Below are 23,436 nucleotides of genomic sequence, written 5' to 3'. Positions count from 1 at the left end.
TCCAAACTCATTAATAACCTATTTTGAGTTTTCTGCCATTTTTCACGTAACAGTTTTCCTCAATTTTTTGATCATGTAGTTAGTTGAGTATCAATGTAATCAATTTACAGTCGAAGGTGTTGGTGCAAGTCAGTGAACAAGCTAACAAACTACTCAGATGAACAAAGTTGTGAGTTACTCTTGATTTCGGTTTGCTTCTGACATTTTGGTTGTTCAGGTTGAGGGCAATTGCTTGACTGGATTAATTCACTGAAAAATAATAATAAATCCATCCGATGCATAAATAGTAACTATCAGTTAGTAATTTGAGGAACGCAAGGTATGCATTATCTGAACAACTCGACGAAACAATTTAGACCGCCTAATTCCGTGCCGATAAAGTGTACTAACCTAGAATGTGGTTATGAGTTCTATGCTGCAAACTTTATTCGGTCAGTAAATTCAGAGGTTGTAGTGAAGAATACCACTACAACCTGCCCGCAATGTAATTCAGTCGCGAAATATGCTGATTTTAAAATAGATCGCAGCGGGAAAATTCACATATCTGACATATTCAAGGATTTGAAAAAAATTAGCTCCAATGAAAAGTTGGAAGCTATTAAAGAAAAGCTAGCAGCAAATGATGATATTGGTGCAAATGAGTTTGTCGACGCACTTGTAAATGTAGATCCAAGTTTTAACAAATATCGTCAAGCGGTACTTAATTTATCCTTACCCTCATTAGAATTTTTAGTTACAACAATTATTTCTCTAATAGCACTTGTCCTTACATTAAGAGCTAACACTCTTACCGAAGATGGCAATGAAATCATGAGGCAGCAAATTGAATTGAGTAAGCAACAATTTGAGTATCAAAAACTTCAAGATCTAAAAGCGGAAGAGGCAGTTAATGCAAAACAAAAAGAACTCGCAGAAAGTAAACAGCAGATAGATGCTCTGAAAGCACAAGTTGATGCCTTGTTGCAAGAGTTGCTATCCGAGGAGCCACCAAAAGAAATGAAAAAACCAAAACCGTTACTAAAGGCTTCTTTAAGGAATAAACTGTGCCTTTGTGGTAGCGGGAAAAAAGCCAAAAAATGTCACCCAAGAGGAATTGCATAAGCTAAATTGGAACTGTCCAGCATTGTGCAAATCAACCACGACCGACAACGGTGAACTTAATATTTGGAATATTAGAAGTTATCAAAAAAAGGACTGCGTGAAGCGACTCTGAGAAGGTTTGTCCAATACTGGCGTTATGCTTATTAGGAGTTCTATGTACCAGTTAGAAGTAAAGTATCATTTAGTAAAACATCACTTTCCGCCTAGTGAAGGATGGAAGGTTTTAGTTAATGTCGATGCCATGGAAAGAGCAAAAGGGCCTCAGCACCCAACAGAGAAGAAAGCTCGGGTCGAAAAAGCGGAAGAGAAACTATTGGCTCTTGGAGCGGATATTGGTGCCCACCCTATATATGGTCGTGTAGATGTGTGTGCAATTCACCCTACAAAAGGTACTTATTTAGTCGAAGTAGAAGGACAGTCATCTAAACAAAAAGAGCAAGCCATGTACTCAGCATTAGGACAAACATTGTTGCAAATGAACGAGCGTAACGCAGTTAAATACTGTATCGCAGTCCCCGATGAGGATAAATGGCAAATTCAACTTGAAAAAATACCTCGTTATGTCAGATCATTACTGAATTTATCATGTTTGCTAGTTTCGGTTTGTGGAGTTCGTGAAGCCTAAGCATAGCAAGCTATATAAGAGCGCGTTAGAGTTTAACTCTAGCGTGTTTCTATCCAACGCTCCACAACCCACATGCTCCATGAACTCTCAAACGTTCGGGCTCCCTACTTCGCTTTTGTAGCCCTGTCGCAAACAATAGTTTGGCGTGCGGAATGCCAATCCAGTTAACGTGCTGCCAATGTTGTACTCCCCCAACACACCTTAACCTTGCGACGTTCTTGCTGCCTTTCCAGCCACGAGAACGTTTGTCTCGGTTAAGTTCTAACCTATAACGATTAATTACATTTGCGCCCTTGTTAAAACTTTAATTGCCCTCATATTTTCCATACAATCATCAACGATTATAAATAAAAACGAATTCTATCTCGGAGTCCTCATGAGCGACGTAAAGCATTGTAATTTATTGATTCTTGGTTCTGGCCCTGCCGGCTACACTGCTGCTGTTTACGCAGCTCGTGCTAACCTAAATCCAGTTCTTGTTACCGGTATGCAGCAAGGTGGTCAATTAACAACAACCACTGAAGTTGAAAACTGGCCTGGCGATGCAGAAGGCCTAACGGGTCCGGGTCTTATGGAGCGTATGAAAGAGCACGCCGAGCGATTTGAAACTGAAATCCTGTTCGACCACATTAACGAAGTTGATCTATCGAAGCGTCCTTTCACACTGAAAGGTGACTCAGGTGAGTACACATGTGATGCACTGATCATCTCAACGGGTGCTTCAGCGAAATACCTAGGTCTTGAATCTGAAGAAGCATTCAAAGGTCGTGGCGTATCAGCATGTGCTACGTGTGATGGTTTCTTCTACCGTAACCAGAAAGTTGCAGTCGTGGGTGGCGGTAACACAGCGGTTGAGGAGGCGCTTTACCTTTCAAACATCGCGTCTGAAGTTCACCTAATCCACCGTCGTGACACATTCCGCGCTGAGAAGATCTTGGTTAAGCGTTTAATGGACAAAGTTGAGAACGGTAACATCGTACTTCACACAGACCGCACGCTAGACGAAGTTCTTGGTGACGATATGGGTGTAACAGGCGTTCGCATTAAAGATACTCAGTCTGATAAGACAGAAGATATCGACGTAATGGGCGCGTTTATCGCTATCGGCCACCAGCCAAATACTGGCATCTTCAAAGGCCAACTAGAAATGAAAGACGACTACATCATCGTACAATCTGGTCTGGAAGGTAACGCAACGCAAACCAGTATTGAAGGTGTATTTGCTGCGGGCGACGTAATGGATCACAACTACCGTCAAGCGATCACATCTGCGGGTACAGGCTGTATGGCGGCACTTGATGCGGAACGTTTCCTAGACGGACTGACCGATAAGTAAAACCTCAGTTTTCAATTTTGCCGATTGGCACGCTAAATACTGAGTTTAAATACACTTTGTTATAATTCCCTAGAACCCCGTGGTATATCCACGGGGTTTTCTTTTGTATACTAACCGCCCTCAACCGAATAATAATTATCATTAAGCCTTCATAATGGATAAGAAAAAACAACGCAGCTTGAATAAATGGCTTAAGCAACAAAGCAGCCTCGCAAAGCGCTGGCTCATGATTGCTATTGGCCTTGGCGTACTTTCAAGCGTGTTCTTGGTGGCTCAAGCTGCCCTTCTCGCCTCTATTCTTCATCAACTGATTATCGAAAATGTCGATAAATCTGAGTTAGTCGGTCATTTTGCAGGCCTAGCTCTTTCGGTTGTTGGTCGAGCTGGTTGTACTTGGGGGCGAGAGATCGCCGGTTACCGTTGTGGTGAGCAAGTTCGTGTTTACATCCGCCAGTTGATTCTGGATAAACTTCGCGACCTTGGTCCTGCCTACATCAAGGGCAAGCCAGCAGGTACATGGGCAACGCTGCTTCTAGAACAAGTCGAAGACATGCAAGACTTCTTCTCGCGTTACCTGCCTCAGATGTCGCTTTCGGTAATGATTCCGTTTGTTATCTTGGTGGTAGTTTTCCCAGTGAACTGGGCAGCCGGTCTTATCTTCCTTATCACTGCACCACTGGTTCCTATCTTTATGGCACTGGTGGGAATGAAAGCAGCCGATGCCAACCGCAAAAACTTTAAGGCGCTGCAACGATTGTCTGGTCACTTCTACGACCGTCTACAGTCAATGACCACGATTCGTCTGTTTGACCGCACATCGGCAGAGACAGAAGTGCTGCATGGGGCATCGGAAGTGTTCCGTTCTCGCACCATGGATGTATTGAAGATCGCTTTCCTATCTTCTGCGGTTCTAGAATTCTTCACCTCGCTTTCTATCGCAATGACTGCGGTTTACTTCGGTTTCACTTACATCGGTGAGTTGAACTTCGGTCACTATGGCGCTGGGGTTACTCTGTTCGCAGGTTTGTTTATTTTGATTCTAGCGCCTGAGTTTTACCAACCTCTGCGTGATCTGGGTACTTTCTACCACGCTAAGCAACAGGCTGTAGGCGCTGCAGAAAGCATTGTTGAGTTTCTAGAAACAGACATCAACAAAGTAAAATCAGGTGATACGCAACTCAACAGTGACGCTGGAATATCCATTGAAGCTCAAGACCTTAAAGTGTTGAGCCCAGAAGGTGTTCAGTTAGTTGGCCCTATTAGCTTTGCGCTTAATACTCAGCAATCCACTGCCCTTGTTGGCCCAAGTGGTGCGGGTAAAACAAGTTTAATCAATGCCATTCTTGGTTTCATGCCTTATGAAGGAAGCCTGAAAATCAATGGTGTTGAGTTAAGAGAGCTTGATCTTGCCTCTTGGCGTAAAGCTATCAGCTGGGTTGGTCAAAACCCGCTGCTACTGCACGGCACCATCCGTGACAATGTCACGCTAGGTAAACAGGACATCAGTGATCAAACTGTTCAACAAGCGCTAGAGCAATCTTTCGCAGATGAGTTTGTTCAAGAGCACGGGCTGGATTACATGATCTCAGATCGCTCAGGCGGCTTGTCTGTCGGTCAATCACAACGTTTGGCGCTGGCTCGCGCGATGATTCAAAATGGTCAATTCTGGCTACTGGATGAACCAACTGCCAGCCTAGATACACGCAGTGAAAAACTAGTGATGCAGGGTATCAATAATCGCATCCAAAACAACACTGCCCTACTCGTGACGCACCAACTTGCGCCGCTGCAATCGGTAGACAACATTCTGGTTCTGCGCGACGGTACGCTCGTAGAGCAAGGCAACTTCAATGAACTGTCTCAGTCCGGCGGTCTATTTGAAGAGATGCTAAACGCAAACTTAGCTCAACAAGATAATAAGGGTAATTTAGATGCGTGATTTACTGCCTTACCTGAAACTGTATAAGAAACATTGGTTTGGGCTATCTTTGGGTATGCTACTTGCGTTCCTGACATTAGCCGCATCTATCGGTTTATTGACCCTGTCTGGTTGGTTCATTTCTGCTTCTGCGGTTGCTGGCCTGACGATTGCTCGTGAAACCTTTAACTACATGCTGCCGGGTGGTGGTGTACGTGGCTTAGCGATGAGCCGTACCGCTGGCCGTTGGGGTGAGCGTGTAGTAAGCCACAATGCGACCTTCAAGCTGTTGACTGATCTTCGTATCTTCTTCTTCAAAAAGCTCGCACCGCTTATCCCAGGTCGTATTTCAAATCTGCGTGATGCTGACCTGCTAAACCGCTTGGTTGCGGATGTGGATGCGATGGACCATGTATACCTACGACTGGTAAGCCCAGTAACGGTGGGTGTACTCGGTATCTTCTTCCTAACAGCATTTTTGATGTGGTTTGATAGCTATCTAGGATTAATCTTAGGCTCTATCCTATTGATCATGTTAATCATCTGGCCTGTATTGTTCTACAAGCTGGGTAAACGCAACGGCGGTGAGTTAACCCAGAACAAAGCCGATCTACGTGTTACCACACTGGATTGGATTGAAGGCTACAGCGAGCTAACTCTGTTTGGCGCTGAAGAACGCTACCGCAACGCGATTCTAAACACGCAACAAAAGCTGATGGCGAACCAGTTCGTTAATGCCAGCCTAACGGGCATGGCGTCAGCGGCATTGATGCTGTTCAACGGTTTAACTTTAGTGTTGATGTTGTGGCTTGCTGCAGACGGTGTTGGCGGTAATGCCCCTGACCCACTGATCGCATTGATGGCATTCGCAACGATGGCGAGCTTCGAGCTACTAATGCCTATCGCGGGCGCGTTCCAGCACTTAGGTCAAACACTAACTTCAGCGCGTCGCTTGAATGAAGTGATCCTATCGGAGCCAGAAGTCCAGTTTAGCGATAGTAAACTTGATATTGACCAACCGCTGGATATTCAATTCAACGCGGTTTCATTCCAATATCCGGACTCTGAACGCTCGGTACTGAATGCGGTTGACCTATCAATCCCAGCGAACAACAAGGTGGCGATTGTCGGCCAAACAGGTTCTGGTAAATCGACCTTGATTCAGTTGCTGACTCGCTATTGGGATCCAAAGCGTGGTGTAATTTCTATTGCGGGTATCGACCTAACACAGTGGAATGAGGGCCAACTGCGTGAATCCATCAGTGTGGTAAGTCAGCGTGTTGATATCCTAAACGGTAGCCTGCGTGACAACCTACTTATTGCCAAGCCACAAGCTAGCGACGAAAAACTGCAAAGCATTTTGTCGAACGTGGGCCTTGAGAAGTTGCTTGAGGACAACGCACTAGACGCATGGTTAGGTGATGGTGGTCGTCAATTATCTGGTGGTGAAAAACGTCGTATTGGCATTGCACGTGCCATTCTTCATGACGCCCCTATCCTACTGTTAGACGAGCCTACCGAAGGCTTAGATAAGCAGACAGAGAAAAGCATCATGGCACTGTTTGAACAGCACTTCGAAGGCAAGACGGTTATCTTCATTACTCACCGCTTGATTGGACTAGAGAAGATGGATTCCATCGTCTTGATTGAGCAAGGTGAGATTGTAGAACATGGCTCTCATGCAGAGCTGCTGTCGAGTGAAGGTCGTTACTTCCAGCTTCGACAAGCCATATAAGAAGCGTCTCTTCCATCAAGATAAAACGACAAAGCCCGAGTACAGTCTACTCGGGCTTTTTGTTGTTTCTCAACTGTCCATTCTAGGTTGTTGTCTTCGCTCCCTATTTGTTGTTCTACGTTTAAGAGAAAATATAGAGGTGCTTCTTAAAACACTGGCTACAACGACATCGCCAAGAATTGGGGTAACGCAATCTCTGTATTGCCGTTCGTCTCACTCTTCTCAGCACTGTCTCCAATTGACACTTTTCACACACCCTTACGATATACATACTATGTTGATAAGGTCTCAAATCACTCTTTCTCACTTGTATCTAAAGTCTTTCTACACTGTTTTTTTAGTTATCACTTTAGGTACTCAAGGCAAGGGGTTCTATTCAGACTCAGTCACACTAGGCTTCGTTGATGACTGTTTCTGTTGCTGAGTAAATTACATCTACGTATTTCCCAAGTCCTAACAAAAACGACACCAATATAAAAAGTCTTTGGTCACTGAACATCACCACCAAGCGTGATGTTCTAGAAAAGGTAATCAATGAACTGATTCAGAGAAGAGCGCTGATATTCGACTATTTGATGGCGCTCGTTAACAAACAAGATATTAATAATTAGAACAATACGTTAGATATCTAACCGACAAAAAGAAACACGCCTAATCCCACTTTAAAACCACATGATATGAATTGTTTGGAATCGATTATGTTTTTGTTTATATCGAAATCTACGCTCTCACTACACTGGTGTTCTTTACTGTTTATTAACTGAAGGATACTCATTGTGAAATTCAACCGAACAACGATTGCCAACCTAAGCGACTTATTTAAATCATCAAAGAACAAGCTGAAACTCACGAAGCACAACGCATTGTTTTTAATGAGTGCACTGGCTATATCATCGACGGTCGAAGCTGCGCAGTTCTCAACAACCGACGACAACGCGCCAACAGGCAGCAACCAAACTCTAACTATGTTCCAAGACACCACATTCAACCTAGTGGGTGAATCACTGTCTGTTGGTGACAAATTGCCTTCAGTCGCGCTAATGACTAACGAAAATCAAGCGTACGACACCTCTGCTGAGAACAAAAATGTTCGTATTGTTAGTGTGTTGGCTTCTGTAGATACACCTGTTTGTGATCAACAAATTCAAGATCTTTCCAAATTCGTTGAAAACAACAAGCAACTGCTTGCCGACATTGATTTCGTTGGGTTAAGTGCGGACACCACTTTCGCTCTAGACCGTTTCAAAAAAGAGAAGAAACTATCTAATGACTTGGTGCTGCTTTCAGATGCCAAAGATCATGCCTTTGGATTTAAGACAGGTACGCAAATTAGTGAGTTGGGACTGCTTACCAGAACAACGTTTGTTGTAGATAAAAACAACACCATCGTTTACTTGCAACGTGTTCCTGAGTTAACAACCATTCCTGACTTAGAGAAAGCTGTTGAGGTTGCTAAGAAGCACCTATAAACGTAAGAACAGTTAGTTTGGCTAGCTCACTCTTATGTTGAGCTGGCCATTTTTGCTGACGTTTAGCCACGTCGTCTTTAAGTTCCTCCCATCTAAATTTCCCAACCCTTCTGCTAACTTGTCATCTGGCCTTTTAACTTTGAGTCGCTGTTCAGCAACTTCAGACATGAAGAGATCTCTACTCTCTCATCAAATATTATTTGCTAACAATTATCACTCAATGAGTTGCGTATAATTTCGGCTGTAGCACATTTCTATGATCATCTTTCGACGATAATACGTATCGATCGTTCTTAAGGAATAAACTCCCCCAAAAACTATAATGGAGAACAACGTATGTCTTTACGATTAATCGCAACCACCGTCGCTCTTATCGGTGCGAGTTTTACTGCTCAAGCGTCTGAGTGTGAAGTATCAATTGATGCTAGCGACCAAATGAAGTTTTCAACGGATACCCTAAGCGTTCCAGCGAGCTGTAAAGAAGTGACGCTTACGCTAAACCACACAGGTTCTATGCCTGCACAATCCATGGGGCACAATGTTGTCATCACAGATACAGCGTCAGTCCAAGCCGTAGGTATTGATGGTATGTCAGCGGGCTTAGACAACAACTACGTAAAACCGGGCGACGACCGCGTGTACGCATTCACACGAATCATTGGTGGTGGTGAGTCAGCGTCTGTGACGTTTAGCACCGAGAAAATGCAAGCCGGCGGCGATTACTCGTTTATCTGTTCTTTCCCGGGCCACTGGGCAATCATGAAAGGCAAATTTGAGTTTAAGTAATCAGCTCAGTCATTGATTCAAATAGCGGATATAAAAAAGCCCCAGCCTAAGTCTAGGCTGGGGCTTTGTTTTATTTATTCAACTCGATTACAGCTTGAATCGGCTGATCTCGTTCTCTAGCTCATGAGAAAGTTCAGACAGCTGAGCTGCTTGTTCTGCAGCTTGGTGCGCTTCGTCAGCTAGCTCGTTAGATACGTCACGGATGCCTTCGGTGTTGCGAGTAATCTCAGACGTTACTGACGCTTGCTCTTCCGCAGCAGAAGCGATTTGTGTCGCCATATCGCTGATACGTTCAACCGCAGCATGAATCTGCGTTAGGCTCGCTGCCGCAGAGTTTGCGTCGTCTACGCTGGTTTCAGCAAGAGAGCGGCTATCGTTCATGATGCTAACTGCTTTACCTGTAGTACCTTGAAGTAACTCGATAGTTTGCTGGATCTCTTGTGTAGAACCATGAGTGCGTTGGCTAAGAACACGAACTTCATCTGCTACAACGGCAAAGCCACGACCTTGCTCACCTGCACGTGCTGCTTCAATAGCAGCATTCAGTGCTAGAAGGTTAGTCTGCTCTGCGATGCCTTGGATATTTGAAAGAATCGCGTTGATGCTGTTACCGTGCTCTTCCAACTCAAGAATAACGTTTGTTGCAACTTGAACTTCTTGTGCAAGGTTTTGAATAGAGCTTTGAGTTTGAGTCACTTGACCCGTGCCGTGCTCACAAGCACCTACTGCTTCTGATGAGTTCTGTGCAGTGTGGTCTGCGTTGCCTGCAATCTCTTGTGTCGCAGCTGCCATCTCATTTACAGCCGTTGCAACCATGTTGATCTCGTCTTGCTGCATCTGGATACGTGCACTACGCTCTTCCGCTTGCGAAGCCGTTTGACGAGCTTGGTTCGCCAAAGAAGCTGATACTTCACTTAGCTTAAGCACCATTGTGTGCATGTTGCCCACAAAGCGGTTGAAGTTTTCAGCCAGTTGGCCGATCTCGTCATCGCTCTTAGGCTCAAGGCGTTGAGTTAGATCGCCTTCACCTGATGCAATCTCTTCTAGTGCAACCGATACTCGGTTTAGATCGCGGAACAAGAAGCTCACTAACCAAGATACGAGTGCGATAACCACCAATGTTATTACAACAGCCGTCATGATTAGCTGAGTAAGAAGTGTCGAGTGGCTCGCTTCTTCTGTTGCACGGTCCATTTGAACACCGAAGATCCAGTTCGTGTCTGGTACCTTAGTGAAGTAAAGTAGTTTCTCTTTACCACGCTCGTTGATGATCTCGATGCTACCAGTGCGTACTGCATTCTCAATAACTGGCATTGAAATGTCATTAGACAGTTGGCTTACAGGCTTCAAGCTTAGTGCTGAATCAGGGTGAGCCAAGAATGTACCATCGGTCGCATCGATTAGCATTGCGTATGCGTTGTCACCCACATCTAGGCTGATCACATCACTAACCAGTTGATCAATCAGTACGTCAGCTCCAACAACACCGACAAATTGACCATTCTTACGTACTGGTTCCGCAATCGTCACTAGAAGCGCTTTCGTGATTGCATCTGTGTAAGCGGTTGTAATGATTTGCTTACCTGCTGCGTTTGCTTCTTGGTACCAAGGGCGCTGACGCGGGTCGTAGCCTGCGCGGTTACGCTCTGGGTGAGAACGGTACATACCGCCCTCTGGTGTGCCAAGGAAGATATCATCGAAGCCACCCGCAATACGAGCTTGCTTTAGATATGGAACTACATCGCTCTCTTGCGAAAAATCATTAAATGCAGATGCAATGTCTCTACGAATATCAATCCAATTTTTAATACCTTCAGAAGCCGCTTCCGATACGCTTTCTGCTCGCATGTAAATTCCGCTGCGAGTTTGTTCAAATAGTTGGTTTGCAGAGAGCCATGTCAACGCTGTTGCCATAACTACCACTGCCGATAAGCTAGCGCCTATCAACTTTTGCTTTAATGTTAATTTCATTATGAGTACACAAGTGGTTGGAAAACCCGCGCATACTAACCAAATTAATATCCAAATTCGAGTGCTTTTGACAAATAAATGCGCAATATAACGTCGCGAAATTCATAACTTTATTTAATGACAAAAGCTTGTCACTTCGCCAAATTTACAACGCTCTTATTGGCCTAATTGTGCCCATAAAGACCCTAGTTTTTGTATATAAAAAAAGCGAAAGAGCATGACTCTTTCGCTTTATATCAACCTTATGAATCTATAAATATTTCAAGACTCACCAGAGCAATTAGCGTTTCTCAGTACGCATACCCATCAACAAACTCATACACATCAACAATAAGATAATTGTGAATGGTAGAGCCGTAGAAATCGCACCAGCTTGCAGTGCCTGTACCGCTTCTGTGCCGCCAACCCATAGCAGTGCCACTGCGATTGCACCCTCGAGGAACGCCCAGAACACACGTTGTGGTACTGGTGTATCAACTTTACCACCAGCAGTAATGCTATCGATAACTAAAGAGCCTGAGTCTGATGAAGTAATAAAGAACACAAGCACTAGAACAACCGCAATAATTGACAGCAACGTACCAAACGGCAGCACGTCAAACATCTGGAACATCGCCAGTGAAATGTCCGTTAGGCCATCAGTACCAAGTTGACCAATACCATTGGTAATTTGGTCAATCGCTAGGCCACCGAATACTGACATCCAAATGATGGTTACTGTTGTCGGTACAATCAGTACTGCAGTGATAAATTCACGAACGGTACGACCTTTAGAAACACGTGCGATAAACATACCTACGAATGGTGACCAAGAGATCCACCAAGCCCAATAGAATACCGTCCAACCGTGTAGCCAAGCCTCATCTTCACGACCGTGCGGGTTACTCAGCGGAATAATGTTCTCAATGTAGGCCATCAATGTGGTTGGGATTGAACCAAGAGTCACTGCATAACCAATCAGACCAACCAAGATCAGTAGCAAGAACGCCACCAGCATGTTGATGTTACTGATGACCTTTACGCCACCGTCGATACCGCGTAGTACCGAAACAACAGCAAGTAGAGTCACGACACTGATAACAATTACTTGCAGTGACAAACCAGCTTCAATACCGAACACGTGCTGGATACCCGATGCCGCTTGCTGCGCCCCTAAACCAAGAGATGTTGCCAAGCCAAACAGTGTTGCCAATACCGCTAGGATATCAACCACGTGACCCGCCCAGCCCCACGCTCTGTCACCCAAGATTGGGTAGAAGATAGAACGAATAGAAAGCGGAAGGCCTTTGTTGTACGTAAAGAACGCCAAAGACAAAGCAACCACACCGTAAATAGCCCAAGGGTGTAGACCCCAGTGGTACATTGTTGCACCCATTGCCAAGCGTGCCGCTTCTGGTGTGTTAGGCTCAACACCAAGTGGCGTCTCATACCAACCAGTGAAATATGCTGCAGGTTCAGCAACACTCCAGAACATTAGACCAATACCCATACCCGCGGCAAACAGCATTGCCAACCAAGACATGAACGAGTAATCAGCCGTTGCGTCATTACCACCTAGACGAATCTTACCGAAAGGAGAAACGATCAAACCTAAGCAGAAAATAACGAAAATGTTACCAGACCAGATGAATAGCCAATCAAACGAGTTGATGATTTGCCATTTAACACCATCCAGTACCGCCTTAGCAGACGCGGTATCCGTCACCAATACCCCAATTAAAAACAGCGCAATCAGACCTGCACTGATACCAAAAACAGGGTTGTGAACATCAAAGCCCCATTTTTGTACATTATCTTGACCTACCGTGTAATCGGTACTGTCGATACTGTATTTATCTATACCTTTAGTCATTATCCCTCTCTACGGGACATTACTTATTTAGTAACATCCCTAATCATATTTGTGACTAAAAAAACAAACCAGAACATTCAATCCAAGCAAAACAAGTTCGTTGTCACAGCAATTCACATACTTGGATGCATGAAGTTTAGCAGGTTAACTTATTGTTTTCAGTAAACTGAAGGTGGTTCGCTTAGTTTTCAACCAAATACGACTGAATTACTCGAATTTATGACTAAAAAAAGACCGAGCACGTCGGTCTAATTAATTAAATTACTTTTAGGTCAAAGTATTTTTATACTTCAAAAGCACTTTTTCGATAGCGGTAACTAGAGATTAATCATTCAACAAGACCTGAGTTAACCGCGAATTTCGCCAGCTCAGCGGTCGAATGAATGTCCAATTTGTGCTTTATATTTTGCCTGTGCGTTTCGACCGTTCGGTAGCTAATATCCAATGTCTTAGCAATCGCCTTACTGCTCTCCCCTTTAGCCACCAATTTCAACACCGCTTCCTCACGTCTGCTTAGCGGATTCTTCGCCGTTTGAGTTGGCGTAATTGGCTGTGTAAACAAAGTTTGAGTGACCTTTTCGCAGAAATAAGTAGAGCCTTGATTAACGGTCTTAATCGCCTGCACCATTTTCTCTGCCGAGATCTCCTTAAGCATGTACCCCACAGCCCCCGACTGCATCACTTTCATGATGTATTCACGGTTATCATGCATGGTGAGCATTAAGACTTTGATATCTGGCGCTTCTTCTTTGATCAATCGAGTGGCATCGATGCCATTCATGATCGGCATACTGACGTCCATCAAGACGACATCAGGTTGCAGATCTTTCACCACTTCGACGGCTTCTAAGCCATTGCTTGCTGAGCCAATCACTTCGATTTTGGGCTCTAAATGCAAGCGCGCGATAAATCCATCTAATACCACTTGGTGATCATCGACGATCACCACTTTAATTGGTTTATCCATAAACTAATCCATCTAACCTTAATAATACGGTGATCTCTGTTCCGAACCCCGGTTCACTTTCCAATTCAAACTCACCACCGATAAACTCGACGCGCTCTCGCATGTTGCGTAGCCCAATACCCGATTTGCGTAACGTTGCACTGACATCAAAGCCAACGCCATCATCTCGTATAATCAGCTGCAGCATATTCCCTAAGGGCTGAAGCGCCACACTCACACTATGAGCACTTGCGTGTTTTTCGATATTAGTGAGTGACTCCTGAGCAACACGATACAGCGTCGTACTCACTTCGGATTTCAACTTCAAATTGTTCAAACTGATCGCCGCTTCAGTCTCTATCTGCGAGTGTGATTTAAAATCAATTAACAGCGAATTCAAAGCCGCTTCAAGTCCTAAATCATCCAATGCGCTAGGGCGCAGATTATGGGAAATATGCCTCACTTCATTAATGGCCGTCATTAACGAGTTCTGACATTTCTCCAAATGTTGTTTTTGAGTGTCATCATCCAGTTTAGTCCCTAACAGCTCTAGGTGACATTTACTGGACACAAGTAACTGATTAATCCCGTCGTGCAGCTCGCGAGCTAAGTGCTTTTTCTCATCTTCTTGGAACATCACCGTTTTATGGGCAAGCTCTTTTAGGCTCTTATCCGCGATGCGGTGTTCATGTAGGTTTACCGCTAACGTCAACACCACAATCACGGCGACCGTTACCGTTACAATAACCACCATAGTAAAAAATGTCGTTTCAATATTATTGTTGACCGCCGACTGCATATTGGCCACTTCTTGAGAGACATCTTCGATATAGAGCCCTGTCCCTATCATCCAGTTCCACTTACTCAGCCATGATGCGTAGCTCAGTTTAGGTACTATTTCATCCGTTGATGGCTTCTGCCAAAGATAATGGTGAAAACCCCCGCCACTTTTGGCTTGAGTGAGCAGAGATTCAATCAGGTAGTTCCCGTTTTCATCTTGGATATGCAGCAAGTTCTCGCCCTGCAGCTCAGGCATGATCGGGTGAACTAAGTTAGTCCCGAACTCATCGTACACAAAGAAGTAACCATCGGTGCCATAGCGCAATTTGCTGATAACAGCCTTAACCGCGTGCTGAGCTTCCGCTTCATCCATGTCGGGATCGTTGTAGATGTGAGAGATTGCGTCAAATGCTAGATCAACCAGATCTTTTAACGCCAACTCTTTGGATTTAATCAAACTAGAATGGAACAGCTCGACCTCTTTTTCACCCAAGGTTTTGGCTTGGAAAACAGAGATCCAGCTGGTAAGCGCCATTACCAATAACAACGGTAATAGACTTAACAGAATCAGTTTCGCTTTTAGAGGCATTTCCACTCCTTGGATACGTCAGCTCTATATGCTTTCATTATTTCGCTCTTTGGCCGAAACAGCCAGTTTCCTTACAGCTTAGTAAAAATAAAGCTGCCCCTAAGAGCAGCTTTACTTTATCAAGACTTGTTAATTTTATGTAATCAGGCGATCACATTCCGTAGAATTCAGGGAATACCAACAGTGATGCAAGTACCAGTATCTGAATCCCGATAAACGGCATTACACCACGGTAAATATCACGAGTGGTTACGCCTTTCGGTGCCACACCTTTCAGGTAGAACAGGCTAAATCCAAACGGTGGCGTTAAGAAAGAGGTTTGTAGGTTCATTGCGATCAAGATTGCAAACCAAGTCATGTTGATACCCATAATCTCTGCGACTGGTGCAATAATTGGTACGATGATGAAACAGATCTCAACGAAATCAATGAAGAAGCCAAGAATCAAAATCACCAACATGGTAATGATCAGGAAGCCCCACTTCTCACCTGGGATTTGCAGCATCCACTCTTCAACAAGGTAATCACCCCCAGTGTAAGTAAATGCCATTGAGAAAGCGGTCGCGCCCAGTAGGATCGCAAATACCATTGCCGTCACTTTAACGGTCTCTTTCGATGCCTCGTAAACCATTCCCCAGCTAAACTGACGGTACAGCAGTGCAAGAACGATAGCACCAGCGCCACCAAGAGCAGCAGACTCAGTTGGTGTCGCTACACCAGCAAAGATTGAACCTAGTACCACAACAATCAAAGCGAGAGGTGGAATCACCGCTTTTAGCGCTGTAATCACTTCTTGCTTACGACTGATGTTATCGTCACTTGGGATCGCTTGAGCCGCTTCTGGGTTCATTTTTGCGTAGATAAGGATATACAACACATAAGCGCCAACCAATACCAAGCCCGGCCAAACTGCCGCTTGGAAAAGATCACCCACTGGTACACCAAGCACATCACCTAACAAGATAAGAACGATAGAAGGTGGGATGATCTGGCCTAGGGTACCTGACGCACAAATGGTGCCGCATGCTAAGCCTTTGTCGTAGTTGTACTTAAGCATAACAGGTAGCGAGATAAGACCCATAGCAACAACCGAAGCACCTACTACACCTGTAGAAGCCGCTAGCAACGCGCCTACCAGTACCGTTGAAATAGCGATACCGCCTCGGACACCACCAAACAGCTTACCCATTGATTCAAGTAACTGCTCAGCCAGTCGAGTCTTTTGCAATACCAAACCCATGAAAACGAACAGCGGAACCGCCATCAATACCGTGTTTTCCATAATGGATTGGATTCGATAAGGCATGAAGGCAAACATATCCATGCCTTCGGCCCACACACCAAAAATCAAAGCGATACCACCAAAGGTAAACGCAACTGGGAAGCCAAGTAGCAACGCAAACAAGGCTACAAAAAACATTACAATACCGATCATTTTTGTCTCCTTACTTTTGCTCGTGTGACTGAATCAGGTGCGGGTTAAATATCTTGTTCAGTGAGTGGAGCATCAAGCCAACACCACTGATTGCCATAAATAGGAATGACAATGGGATCATCGCTTTAATTATCCAGCGGTAAGGCAAGCCGCCCGGATCTCCTGATGTTTCGCCTAATGAGTAACTCTCTTTGGCAAAATCAATACCGTACCAAGCTACAAGTAGACAGAATGGGAACAGGAAGAACACTGTTCCTAACAAATCGATGATAGCTTGAGCGCGATTGGAAAGGCGCTCATAGAACAGGTCTACACGTACGTGACCACCCGCTTTAACGGCATAAGGAACGCCTAGTAGGAATACGGCCGAGAATAGGTGCCATTCCATCTCCTGAAACGCAATCGACACGTCGTTAAACACATAACGCATCACAACGTCGTACACCACGTTGGCGAGCAACAAAATGAACAGGATGCTGGATAACCAGCCAAGGAAATCACCAAAACGATTAAATGCTCGTTCGATATAAATTAGACTTCTCATTCCCTACTCCATGGAATTTGAAATTGCTCCGCTCATTGAAACAACGGAGCATTATTGTGGGCTCTTAGCGTTTCTTTATTATTTAAGGTGAAACTGCAAAGAGGTTTTCTTGGGCTTCTCGGTAGCTTAAGACTTACCCAAGCTACCGATTTTTTCGATTACGCTTTAGCGCGTAAGCTGATTATTGTGCTTGGCTGTTTAGGTAAGCACGGTGTGAAATGTTTGACCATGGACGAACTTGCTCGATGTAAGCTGCTTGCGAAGCTTGAATCTCTTTCGCTGTTGCGTCTTTTTCTGCATGTTCTTTTAGTAGGCGGTCATTCGCTTCACGAAGTGCAGTCATTACTTCAACTGGGAAATCTTTTACCTGAACATTTGGGTATTCAGATTGGATAGAAGCCCAGTTCTTGCCACTCTCGTGCTTAGATTGCGTGTACATGTCGTAAGCCGCAGTCTTCATCGCCACTTGTAGAATTGCTTTAAGGTCGTCAGGTAACTTGTTCCAAGTACGCTTGTTAACTAGGAACTGAAGCTCTGTACCTGGCTCATGCCAACCTGTGTAGTAGTAAGGCGCGATTTTGTGGAAACCCATACGTAAATCAAGAGATGGACCTACCCACTCCAATGCATCAATCGTACGACGCTCTAGAGACGTATACAGTTCACCCGGTGCAATGTTCGTAGGTTTCGCACCTAGCTCTGCCAAGATCTCACCAGCGAACCCTGGGATACGCATTTTCAGACCTTGTAGATCTTCCACTGAATTGATCTCTTTCTGGAACCAGCCACCCATTTGAGTATCCGTGTTACCACCTGGGAACGAAAGTAGGTTGTGTGGAGAGTACACTTTCTCCATCAGCTCCATACCGCCACCGTAGTAGAACCAAGCGTATTGCTCTGTTGGTAGCATGCCGAACGGCATCGAAGTAAAGTAAAGTGTGTTTGGCACCTTACCCTTCCAGTAATACGATGCAGAGTGTCCCATATCGTATTGACCAGATTTCACCATATCGAAAACACCAAGAGGTGCTTTGTGTTTATTCGAAGAGTCGATACGAATCTGTAGACGACCGTTAGACATCTCTTCAGCCATCTTGGCCATGTTCTTCGTTGCATCACCGAAAATTGGGAAGTTTGGACCCCAAGTTTCCGCCAATTTTAAACGATAGACTTTTTCAGCAGCTGTAGCACCTGTTGCAACCATTGCTAAACAAGCTGTCGCAGTTATCGCAACGTTTTTAAACACTCGAGTGAGGGAGTTAGAAATAAGACTCATGTTCACGTCCTTTGTTGGGTTTCAATACTCTTTCTATGAGTACTTTTATGATTCAACAAAAGAATGCATCGACATCTGTTAATAAGAAATGGGAATGAGCACGCAGGCTACGCAGCCTGAAAACTCAGTATTAGACTAAAGAATTAAGTATTAGTACGTAGGACATTAACTCCTATTACCTTATACAGAGAGGTAACAAAAAATAAAAAGTGAGATCTCAAAGAAAACTTCGTACGTAGTAATCTAGGGGTAAAGTTAATAACATTTTACGAGAACGTGACGAGCATCGTGTAGAGAGTAAATTAAATATGAACACAAGCTCTTATAAAACAACGATAAAAGGTGCGGCAACGCCGATGAAACATCGGTAATGCCAGTGAAATAACAGCAAAGCCAGCGAAATAACAGCGAAGACGTGAAACGACAGCAGGTGTGGTACAAAACGCCAGATACAAAAAAGCCTCGAACAGTTCGAGGCTTAAAACTTAGATAAGCGAGTTATTCCAAAAGGAATTAGATAGCTTTGTAGATAACCTTGTTACCTGCTAGTTGCTCTTTCGCTACTAGGTTTTCTTCAAGAAGTTTTTTCAATGCGCCTGTTGCCCATGAACCAGCTTTCGCATCTTCTTGACCCGCTGCTAGGCCGATACCTTTAGGGTTGATGCCGTCAGCATTGCTCGCAACGATGTCTAGAACTTGTTGCTGTTTAGGAGTCAGTGATACAGACACTGTCTTTGGTGCTGCTACTGTTTTCTCTACCGCTGGTTTTGCTGCTACAGTTTTTTCTGCTACAACTTTCTCTGCGACAGGCTTTGCTGTTTTTGGCGTTGCTTCTACTTTTGCTACAGCCGCTTTAATGCGCTTTTGCAGCTTCGCCTGCACCTTACGCTTATGAGCAAGTCTCATTGAATATTTCTCCAGTTCACTGCTCTTACTCGCAGTGGTGAAAATTTGAAGCGCGATTTATACCAAAAAACAGGAGCTATTTGTAGAGTGAAGCGTCGAAAGTCGACGAAAAATAACGATATTGTCTATCAACGTCTATTATTTAGACATAGCATTATTAATTTGAGGTCATATCTACTGGTTATCCATCCAGACCAAAATATGAAACTTGGTGAACCCCATGGAAACACGTCATATTGCAAACTTTTCACTGCCGAAGTTCAAAAGCGCCTATCGTTATGTCGCTGTAATTTTGGGCTTCATATGCTTATTCGTTGCACTCTACTATGACGCTCCTCGACTCCTTTTTGTTGGTGCTTTTCTGGTTATCGTGTTACTTGTCGCTGGTTACTATTTAATGCTGCGAAGCCGAGTTCTATTTACGTTAACGCCCACCCACTTTCAGCAACACTTTTACAAAGGTGGCTGGGTACTAAAATGGTCAAACATAGAGAAAATCGGTTTATGCACCTATCAACAAGATGGCTGGCACCAACCACTCCCTTGGATAGGGGTAAAGATTCGTGATTACGCCCCTTACCTAGATTCAATCTGTCCTAAGATCACGTGTGAGTTGCTGTTGAATCAAAGGGCACTGCTCTACCTTGGTGCTAAGCAGGCCGGGCAAGAGTCTAAGTTTGAAGATATTGTTTTGGATTCATCACAATTCAACGGAAAAATGCGCTTCAACGACGATGAAGCTTCTATTTTCATCGACCAAGACGCCCTCAGTGCGTCAAAAGCACAAGCCCTAGCTAAAGAGAAAGACAAGCGTTGGCACTATTCAGGTTTACAAGCGATGTTGGCTAACAGGATGCGTTATCAAAGAGGTTATCACGGCTACGATATCTTCATATCTACCAATGACTTAAAAATGAGTGGAGAGGAGTTCGTAGGATTAGCTCGACGCTATCTTGCAGCAGCAGAGCGTGAGCAATAAACAGCTCTAGCGTGAGCTGTTTATTAAGTAGAGGCTGAAAATATCGAATTAGTAAAGTGGCATTTCATCCGCAACAAATGGGTTCGAAGCACGCTCGCGACCAAAGGTCGATTCAGGGCCGTGACCCGGTACAAACGTTACGTCGTTACCTAGCGGCCAAAGCTTAGTCTTGATTGAAGAGATTAGCGTGTTGAAGTCACCTTGAGGGAAGTCTGTACGACCGATCGCACCATTGAACAACACATCGCCTACAAAGGCTAAACGCGCTTCTTCACTGAACAACACGACATGTCCTGGTGTGTGACCCGGAGTATGAATTACGTCCATCACTTGGTTGCCGAACGTGATCTTATCGCCTTGCTCTAACCATTTGTTGGGTTCAAAAGCTTCACAACGTGGGAAACCAAACATTTGGCTCTGGCCTTCCAAACCTTGCAACCAGAAATTATCGGCTTTATGTGGGCCAACGATTTCTACTTTTAGAATATCAGCTAACGGTTCTGTACCACCAACATGATCTAAGTGACCATGAGTCAGTACCAAATTCACCACTTTAACACCTAACTCTTCGATGATTGCAGCTAGTTGTTTTACGTCACCACCTGGGTCAACAACAACGCCCTCCATGGTTTCATCACACCACACAATCGAACAGTTTTGGGAGAAAGAGGTAACCGGTACAACTTGATACTTAAGAGACATATACAAACCTTAGAAAGCAAACTTAATAATGGCTAATTTAGCGTTCCATTACATAATCTGGCGCAAACTATGACATTGGATGTCTATTTTGACAAGTTTTGAGCTAGGGATGTCCAAACACATAAAGCCATACTTTGGCTATCTGTCATTACCAGCTGCGTACAGGGCCTGTATCAATATGAATGAAATTACTGCGAGCGTAATAACCCACACCGCCCGCTTTCAAGCTCTTCGCGACGTCACGCAACTCTTTTAGGTTCACACCATCGATGCGAAAATCGATCGCTTTACCCAGCATGTGGTAGCTCTTTTTCGCCACGCCACTTGAATTAGAACGTAGTGCTTCATTGGTTGCTGGAGAGCGGTAGCCTGAAATAATCTGTACTTCTTTTTGAATACCAAGGATATTTTGGATCTGCGTAATCTGATCAAACAGGTTCTTATCCATCGGGTGGATTTCATTACGACGGAAATCACGACACAGCTTACTCAAGCGAGCCATTTCATCACCAACGTAGTTCTTGCCATCGAAGTAGCAGCTTTCCAAGCTTTCACCAGTATGAAGATTATTCATGCTAATGACTCTTGGTTGGTCTGGGTATGAAGCAAACGCGAGTGAAGGTGTGAGAGAAGCCGCGACCACAGAACCACCAGCAATAGTGAGAAACTGACGGCGAGAGAATACATTTTGAGACATACAGCAAAAAATCCCATTAAATCGAACAAAAAACGCACGATACATAATGGGTATTGCAACGTCAATGAGCAAAATTTGCTCAAGAACGCTATTTTTGATGCCTTAAAACTCTTAGTTATTGATAGGCATTATAATTTCATCAATAAAGTTTTGTTTGTAAATTTTGGTCAAGATCACCCTTCTCCGCCTTCCTTGTCATATTGGTAGACATCTCCGCGATATTGAATCCCTTCCTCTTCAAACAGTACGGTTTGATAAATGATATGCACTGGAATTCGTTTTTTTAGCCTCACTTTGGTGTTCGGTGCCAACGAACCGTCTTGTCGTGGCGCTTTTCTCGCTTTCGTCTCGAACAACAGCTCTGCCAGCTCTTCCGCATGCTCTACACGTATACAACCTGAGCTGTAGGCACGAAAATCATCATTGAACAGTCCTTTACTCGGGGTGTCGTGTAAGTAGATTGCGCGATTGTTTGGTGTATTAAACTTATACAAGCCTAAAGCGTTGCTTGAACCAGCTTCTTGTCTCATGCGATAAGGAAAAGAATTAAAGTTAATGCTTTGCCAATCAATCAGTTCTGGATCGATGGTCTCCATCGTTCTCCAACCATCGATCACTCGAAAGTTGTTGCTGGTTAAATAGCTCTCGTCTGCGCGAACCTTAGGCAAAATGTCTTTCACCATGATCTTCCAAGGAACGTTCCAGGTTGGATTAAGAATCACCGAATCAAGATTGATCTCTAATAGAGGTGTTTTGCGAGATTTTCGCCCTACCACCACCTTAGATTCAAAGACTTCTTTACCCCCTTCCCAATACTTCATCTCGAAACTAGGCACATTGACGACAATAAGAGAGTCTCTGTCTTTGGGCCATAAACGCGCACGCTCAGCATTTAGTGCGATCGCTCGCAAGCGATCTTCAAATGACATATTGATCCATTTCATCGTATCTGGACCAATAATCCCGTCTGACTTTATTCCATGGATCTTCTGAAAAGATTTGACCGCTATTTCAAGCTCTAGATCGAAAACAGGAATATTCGGATCGACATGAGAAATATCGACACCCACTAAAGCCATCCTTTCTAATAAGATCGGTTTTTGTGTGATCTCGTCTTCCAAGCGTTTTAGACCAAGTTGATCATAGAGAGGAAAGGTTTCATCCATCGCCTGAGAGAGCACGGCGTAAGACTCTTTAAACTGGTCAAAGTTACCCACCGGTGGAGCGTGAGAAAGAACTAGCTCCAATAAATAGCCATTATCAATGCTGTCTTGCACACGAACTATGGTTTCAGGGGCGGGCTCAGGTAATCGGTCTTGAAGTTTCTCAGAGAAGTACCACTCTTTACCGATTAGTGGTGCATTCTCTACATAACTTAGATAATGCAGAAGCGCATCTGTGGTTAGGATATCGACCTTATCCCACTCACCAGAGGCTTTATACCTCTCAATTTGTTTAAATTGCTCACTGAACAGCGGAGAAAACTGCGCTTTATCGATCAGCGATAGTTGAAACTCAAATGCATTAAAAGCGGTAGATGACTCCCAAACTACAGGATAAGAAGCATCTTGATAGATACGCTGCGTTAACTCTGGATATAGGAGCGAAAATGATAGGTCAGAACCAGGCTTAATATCCTGTCTTATCTGATGACTGGCAGAACCCCACGAATGTGTGGAGACCACCAGTAATATGGCGAAAATATACTTCACTAACATGCGATGCTCCTATGCCAAATCATCTTTTAAGTATGGCAAAGAATTGGAGCAAGCATGTTATTTTTTAACGA

General features: G+C 44.3%; 19 protein-coding genes. 8 read left to right on the top strand and 11 right to left on the bottom strand.

Annotation, left to right across the window (positions count from 1 at the left end):
• The first annotated feature begins 453 nt into the window (after window positions 1-453).
• From L1D60_RS23595 to azu, 7 genes are all read left to right on the top strand, one after another.
• Window positions 454-1,101 carry an SEC-C domain-containing protein gene (locus tag L1D60_RS23595; RefSeq protein ID WP_239840719.1) on the top strand — a complete coding sequence of 216 codons (648 nt, stop codon included), beginning with the start codon at window positions 454-456 and terminating at the stop codon, window positions 1,099-1,101.
• 154 nt (window positions 1,102-1,255) lie between these two features.
• Window positions 1,256-1,726 carry a hypothetical protein gene (locus tag L1D60_RS08660; RefSeq protein ID WP_239840718.1) on the top strand — a complete coding sequence of 157 codons (471 nt, stop codon included), beginning with the start codon at window positions 1,256-1,258 and terminating at the stop codon, window positions 1,724-1,726.
• A 376-nt stretch (window positions 1,727-2,102) separates the two neighbouring features.
• Window positions 2,103-3,062 carry a thioredoxin-disulfide reductase gene (gene trxB / locus L1D60_RS08655; RefSeq protein ID WP_032549248.1) on the top strand — a complete coding sequence of 320 codons (960 nt, stop codon included), beginning with the start codon at window positions 2,103-2,105 and terminating at the stop codon, window positions 3,060-3,062.
• Window positions 3,063-3,216: 154 nt separating this feature from the next.
• Window positions 3,217-5,001 (top strand): cysteine/glutathione ABC transporter permease/ATP-binding protein CydD, encoded by a 1,785-nt coding sequence (cydD, locus tag L1D60_RS08650; RefSeq protein ID WP_239840717.1) that lies wholly within the window; start codon window positions 3,217-3,219, stop codon window positions 4,999-5,001.
• Window positions 4,994-6,715: a cysteine/glutathione ABC transporter ATP-binding protein/permease CydC gene (gene cydC / locus L1D60_RS08645; RefSeq protein ID WP_239840716.1), complete on the top strand. Its 1,722-nt coding sequence runs from the start codon at window positions 4,994-4,996 to the stop codon at window positions 6,713-6,715. The genes cydD and cydC overlap by 8 nt, the downstream gene beginning before the upstream one ends.
• 776 nt (window positions 6,716-7,491) lie before the next feature.
• Window positions 7,492-8,184: a redoxin family protein gene (locus tag L1D60_RS08640; protein WP_239840715.1), complete on the top strand. Its 693-nt coding sequence runs from the start codon at window positions 7,492-7,494 to the stop codon at window positions 8,182-8,184.
• Window positions 8,185-8,520: 336 nt separating this feature from the next.
• Window positions 8,521-8,970 (top strand): azurin, encoded by a 450-nt coding sequence (gene azu, locus L1D60_RS08635; protein WP_032549254.1) that lies wholly within the window; start codon window positions 8,521-8,523, stop codon window positions 8,968-8,970.
• An 87-nt stretch (window positions 8,971-9,057) separates the two neighbouring features.
• On the opposite strand, the gene L1D60_RS08630 is transcribed toward azu, so the two are convergent.
• From L1D60_RS08630 to L1D60_RS08595, 8 genes are all read right to left on the bottom strand, one after another.
• Window positions 9,058-10,941, bottom strand: coding sequence for a methyl-accepting chemotaxis protein (locus L1D60_RS08630; protein WP_239840714.1), 1,884 nt, complete (start codon window positions 10,939-10,941; stop codon window positions 9,058-9,060).
• Window positions 10,942-11,221: 280 nt separating this feature from the next.
• Complete coding sequence (locus L1D60_RS08625) at window positions 11,222-12,793, bottom strand: BCCT family transporter (protein WP_239840713.1); 1,572 nt, start codon at window positions 12,791-12,793, stop codon at window positions 11,222-11,224.
• A 328-nt stretch (window positions 12,794-13,121) separates the two neighbouring features.
• On the bottom strand, window positions 13,122-13,760 hold the full coding sequence (locus L1D60_RS08620; protein WP_239840712.1) for a response regulator transcription factor: 639 nt from the start codon (window positions 13,758-13,760) through the stop codon (window positions 13,122-13,124).
• Window positions 13,753-15,108, bottom strand: a complete 1,356-nt coding sequence (locus tag L1D60_RS08615; protein ID WP_239840711.1) for a cache domain-containing protein — start codon at window positions 15,106-15,108, stop codon at window positions 13,753-13,755. The genes L1D60_RS08620 and L1D60_RS08615 overlap by 8 nt, the downstream gene beginning before the upstream one ends.
• Window positions 15,109-15,259: 151 nt before the next feature.
• Complete coding sequence (locus L1D60_RS08610) at window positions 15,260-16,543, bottom strand: TRAP transporter large permease subunit (RefSeq protein ID WP_239840710.1); 1,284 nt, start codon at window positions 16,541-16,543, stop codon at window positions 15,260-15,262.
• A 10-nt stretch (window positions 16,544-16,553) separates the two neighbouring features.
• Complete coding sequence (locus L1D60_RS08605; RefSeq protein ID WP_239840709.1) at window positions 16,554-17,087, bottom strand: TRAP transporter small permease subunit; 534 nt, start codon at window positions 17,085-17,087, stop codon at window positions 16,554-16,556.
• A gap of 181 nt (window positions 17,088-17,268) precedes the next feature.
• Window positions 17,269-18,363 (bottom strand): TRAP transporter substrate-binding protein, encoded by a 1,095-nt coding sequence (locus L1D60_RS08600; RefSeq protein WP_239840708.1) that lies wholly within the window; start codon window positions 18,361-18,363, stop codon window positions 17,269-17,271.
• Window positions 18,364-18,876: 513 nt separating this feature from the next.
• Window positions 18,877-19,269: a MarR family transcriptional regulator gene (locus tag L1D60_RS08595; RefSeq protein ID WP_239840707.1), complete on the bottom strand. Its 393-nt coding sequence runs from the start codon at window positions 19,267-19,269 to the stop codon at window positions 18,877-18,879.
• 220 nt (window positions 19,270-19,489) lie between these two features.
• On the opposite strand from L1D60_RS08595, the gene L1D60_RS08590 reads away from it, so the two are divergent.
• Window positions 19,490-20,248, top strand: coding sequence for a DUF2982 domain-containing protein (locus tag L1D60_RS08590; protein WP_239840706.1), 759 nt, complete (start codon window positions 19,490-19,492; stop codon window positions 20,246-20,248).
• A 48-nt stretch (window positions 20,249-20,296) separates the two neighbouring features.
• On the opposite strand, the gene L1D60_RS08585 is transcribed toward L1D60_RS08590, so the two are convergent.
• The 3 genes from L1D60_RS08585 to L1D60_RS08575 form a co-directional block, all read right to left on the bottom strand.
• Window positions 20,297-20,950, bottom strand: a complete 654-nt coding sequence (locus tag L1D60_RS08585) for an MBL fold metallo-hydrolase (protein ID WP_239840705.1) — start codon at window positions 20,948-20,950, stop codon at window positions 20,297-20,299.
• Window positions 20,951-21,098: 148 nt separating this feature from the next.
• Window positions 21,099-21,647 (bottom strand): YcbK family protein, encoded by a 549-nt coding sequence (locus tag L1D60_RS08580; RefSeq protein WP_239840704.1) that lies wholly within the window; start codon window positions 21,645-21,647, stop codon window positions 21,099-21,101.
• 173 nt (window positions 21,648-21,820) lie between these two features.
• Window positions 21,821-23,365: a L,D-transpeptidase family protein gene (locus L1D60_RS08575; protein WP_239840703.1), complete on the bottom strand. Its 1,545-nt coding sequence runs from the start codon at window positions 23,363-23,365 to the stop codon at window positions 21,821-21,823.
• Between the last annotated feature and the right edge of the window lie 71 nt (window positions 23,366-23,436).

The organism is Vibrio sp. Isolate30, from assembly GCF_022397975.1.
Taxonomy (GTDB): domain Bacteria; phylum Pseudomonadota; class Gammaproteobacteria; order Enterobacterales; family Vibrionaceae; genus Vibrio; species Vibrio fortis.
Note: the sequence above shows the minus strand (reverse complement) of the source record. Positions and strands in the feature narration are given on the sequence as shown.